Source organism: Tabrizicola sp., from assembly GCF_031377265.1.
Classification (GTDB): domain Bacteria; phylum Pseudomonadota; class Alphaproteobacteria; order Rhodobacterales; family Rhodobacteraceae; genus JAUYQR01.
On the sequence record NZ_JANMET010000115.1, the window covers coordinates 1 to 3,927 of the forward strand.

4 protein-coding genes and 1 tRNA gene are annotated in these 3,927 nt (G+C 59.2%); all 5 read right to left on the minus strand.

The features are described 5' to 3' along the window. Positions 1-880, minus strand: an 880-nt coding sequence (locus RMO18_RS06745) for a homogentisate 1,2-dioxygenase (RefSeq protein ID WP_405054019.1), incomplete at its 3' end; no start/stop codon positions are given. A 130-nt stretch (positions 881-1,010) separates the two neighbouring features. Next, positions 1,011-1,087, minus strand: a tRNA-Met gene (locus RMO18_RS06750). A gap of 54 nt (positions 1,088-1,141) precedes the next feature. After that, the gene (locus RMO18_RS06755; RefSeq protein WP_309664750.1) at positions 1,142-2,059 is read right to left on the minus strand and encodes an LD-carboxypeptidase; all 918 of its coding nucleotides are present in this window, start codon (positions 2,057-2,059) and stop codon (positions 1,142-1,144) included. Next, the gene (gene tadA, locus RMO18_RS06760) at positions 2,060-3,448 is read right to left on the minus strand and encodes a tRNA adenosine(34) deaminase TadA (protein ID WP_309664751.1); all 1,389 of its coding nucleotides are present in this window, start codon (positions 3,446-3,448) and stop codon (positions 2,060-2,062) included. A 216-nt stretch (positions 3,449-3,664) separates the two neighbouring features. Beyond that, positions 3,665-3,927: hypothetical protein (locus tag RMO18_RS06765; RefSeq protein ID WP_309664752.1), on the minus strand; the 263-nt coding region annotated here is incomplete at its 5' end.

Genomic DNA, 3,927 nt, shown 5'->3' on the forward strand with positions numbered 1-3,927 from the left:
GGTCGAAACTGATCGAGCCGATCACCATGAAATTGGCAAGGTCGTATTTGTAGGGTGCGTAGTTGCCGTGCCACGCCACCACATCGAGCGGTGAATGTGCGAGTTGGCATGACCACAGATTGCCCTGAAATTTTGTCGTCAGTTCCACCGGCTGATCAATTTCCTCGTAGGCAGCCACCGGCGTCAGAAAGTCACGCGGATTGGCCAACCCGTTCGAACCGATCGGCCCGAGATCCGGCAGGCGCAACAAGGCGCCGTAGTTCTCGCACACATACCCGCGGGCCGAACCATCCGGCAGGTCAATCTTGAATTTGATGCCGCGGGGTATCACGCAAATCTCCCCTGGCGCCACATCCATCCTGCCAAGCTCGGTGAAGATGGCCAAGCGCCCTTGCTGCGGAACAATCAGCAGCTCACCATCAGCGTTGAAGAAATACCGCCTCTCCATGGAACGGTTGGCACGGTAGATGTGGATGGCGTAGCCGCTGCAGGCTGCCGCATCACCCCCGCCCCCCATGGTGGTCAAGCCGTCGACGAAATCAGTAGGTGTCGCAGGAATCGGCAGCGGGTTCCAGCGCAGCCGGTTGGGCGTCGGATCGGCTTCGTTAAACGGGCCAGATCTGAGCAGGTGGTTATCGATGCGCTTGAATGCGGGTTGCATCGCCGAAGGGCGAATTCGATACGTCCAGGTGCGGCGGTTCTGGGCGCGTGGTGCCGTAAAGGGAGTACCGCTGATGCCTTCCGCATAGAGGCCCAATGGCGCGCGCTGTGGCGAGTTGCGCCCTTGCGGCAACGCACCTGGCATCGCTTCGGTGGCAAACTCGTTGCCAAAACCGGATTGATAGCCAACCATCACCGAGTTCAACGTCAGATCATTCATTGGATTCCACTCCTTGGTTCTGCCAATACCCGCATGATTATGTCGCAAACGACTGACGAAATCACGGCCCGACACGCCCCAAAAGCCCCAAAATGCAAAACGCCCTGGCACATGCCAAGGCGTTTGAATTTGGTTGCGGGGACAGGATTTGAACCTGTGACCTTCGGGTTATGAGCCCGACGAGCTGCCAGACTGCTCCACCCCGCGTCTGAGACAGTAACTATAGCAGATTTCCCCTCGTATCGCAACGCAGCAATTCATTTACCTGACTTGGTAGCGCGAAAACGTCATCGAAAAAGCCGACTTCTGCACTTCCAGATCGACCCAACCACCGAACGGCAGGGTCAACTTGTCGCGGCAATGCCCGAAAGGTAACCCGGTGATGACGGGAATTGGCAGCCGGGTGCGCAGATGCGCCACCATCGCGGCGAAGTCATAGCCATTATCGTTTTCGCCCAGGCGATAGTTGGAAAAGTCGCCCAGGATCAGCGCCTTTTGCCGTGCCAGCACGCCCGCGTGAAGCAACTGGTACATCATCCGCTCGATCCGGTAGGGATGCTCGCTGATGTCCTCGACAAACAGGATGCCGCCTTTGATGCGCGGCAGGTAGGGCGTGCCGGCCAGATGCGCGATCAGCGAAAGATTGCCACCCCACAAGCGGCCGTTCCACGCATCGCGATACGGATTTTGCGCCTGAACCTCCACCCGGTGCGACGGGTGCTCCAGCAGCGAAAAGAAATGCGCTTCGGTGAAAGGGCTGACCGTCCCAGCACCAAAGTCGTAGCAAGCAGTGGGGCCACACCAGGTCACCAACCTGGCCTGTGCGTAGGCAGCGGCATTGAACGCCGTAAAGTCGCTGTGGCCAACAATGGTCTTGCCACTGGCGGCAAGGTGTGTGTAGTCGATTTGGTCGAGCAATCTGCTCAGACCATAACCACCGCGAACCGCCATCACCACGTCCACCTCCGGTCGTGCCAGCATGGTGTGCAACGCCTGCAGACGTTGCGCGTCACTCCCCGCAAACCGTTGGTGGGAGCGCCTCACAGCCTGCGGGCAAACAACTCTGTAACCGCGTGACGCAAAATAGTCGATCGCACGGTCCAACTCACCAGTATCAAGCACCTGGCCGGATGGGGCGACAAACCCGATGCCGCGCTTGCGCTTGAGCAACCTTGCCATCTAGAGAACCTTGAGCGCTTCCCGGGCAACCTCTTCGCCCCATTCCTGCAGAAAATGTCCTCCCTCGGCCACCTCAAATGGGGGCGGGCAATGGCGAATATGCGACCGAACGTAGGCCATGACAGGTGGACCCAACACTGGATCCTTCATGCCAACCGCCATGAAGGTCTTGCCACTCCATTCGGTGCGAAACCAATCACGCGCGCGCCTTGAAATCGCCGCTCCGCCGGCATCCGGGTTGTCCGGCACCAGATTGGGAAAACGCCGCACCCCGGCCTTGTATGTTGCATCGGGAAACGGCGCTTCATATGCTGCAGCCTCTTCTGGCGAAAGGTGCGGGCACGAACGCGCAAACAACTTGCCGACCGCCATGTCCGGGTTTTTGTTCGAGAAAGCCCGCCAATCCAGGAAGCCCTGCCCCAAGGGCAGATCGCCGCCGGCAAACGCGGTGTTCATGATCAAAAGGCCGGCAAAGCGCTCCGGCATCGCCATCGGTAGCGTCAGCCCCAGCAACCCGCCCCAATCCTGCACCACCAGCACGATATTGGTCAGATCAAGGCGCTCGATGAAATTGAGCAGCATCGTACGATGGTAATCAAAGGTGTAGAGGGCATCGTCGACCGGTTTGTCGGATTTGCCGAAACCGATCAGGTCAGGCGCCACCACGCGATGGCCGGCGGCAACCAGCGTGGGAATCATCCTGCGATAAAGATAGCTCCAGGAGGGCTGGCCATGCAGACACAGGAATACCTTGGCGCCCTTCCCTTCGTCCAGATAGTGGATGCGAATGCCCTGATATCCCTTGAGATCACCAATGTAATGCGGCTTGAACGCGTAGCCCGGCAAGTGGGCGAACCGGTCTTCCGGTGTGCGCAGTATGTCAGTCATGGCAGATTCCTCCCTCTCCCGTTTGCGGCGGCCCGCAAAAAAGCCCTTCAACAGGGCGCCACATTCGTCCTGCAGCACCCCACCCTCTATTTCAGTGTGATGATTGAGCGCGGCATAGTCAAACAGGTTCAACACACTGCCGGCCGCTCCGGTTTTCGGATCGTACGCCCCGAATATGACTTTCTTCAGGCGCGCATGCAGCATCGCACCTGCACACATCGCGCAAGGCTCCAAGGTCACATACAGTTCGCAGTCGGACAAGCGGTAGTTGCCCAGTTTCTCGGCGGCAGCACGCAAAGCAATCATTTCGGCGTGGGCAGATGGGTCGTGCCCTGAAATCGGCCTGTTGCCGCCAGTCGCAATAACCTCTCCGTTGCGCACCACGACAGCACCGACAGGCACCTCGCCCAGTGCAGCAGCATCGCGTGCTGTCTGGAGAGCCAGCTGCATCCAGGTGTGCTGTGTGTCAGCCACCGAGCCATAACCGTTGGTGGGAGCCATTCTCCGCCCTAACCGTGCACTGCCAACATGGGCGCCGGTGGGCGCACGCCGTCAAAGTAGTGGGGAAAACGCAAGTCTGCAGGGTCGCGCATGATGCCGAATATTAGTGGAATCTTGTAACCTGACTCCAGCAATCCTGAACCTACCTCCCACCTTGGCGCCAGTCTGCGCCAGAAACACTCGGTGCCATGTTCGCACCTTACAGGACAACGCAGATCAAGCAGCGTTGGCAAGTCCGGAGATCAACGCTCGAATGGGCGTCGCCAGCGTGCCGCTGCGCAGCAGCGTACGCGCGATGTTGTCGAGCCCGAAGCTCTGGCCGATTTGTTGCAGGGCTTGCGTCGCGTGGTTCATCTGGAAACTTTTCCGTTCATGAGCATTCTGGATTGCGCCAGCCGCCATCGGCGGCAATGAAATCGTCGGCGGCGGGTGGCCCCCAGGAACCTGGCGCATAAACCTCGACCGGAGGGTATTCGCGC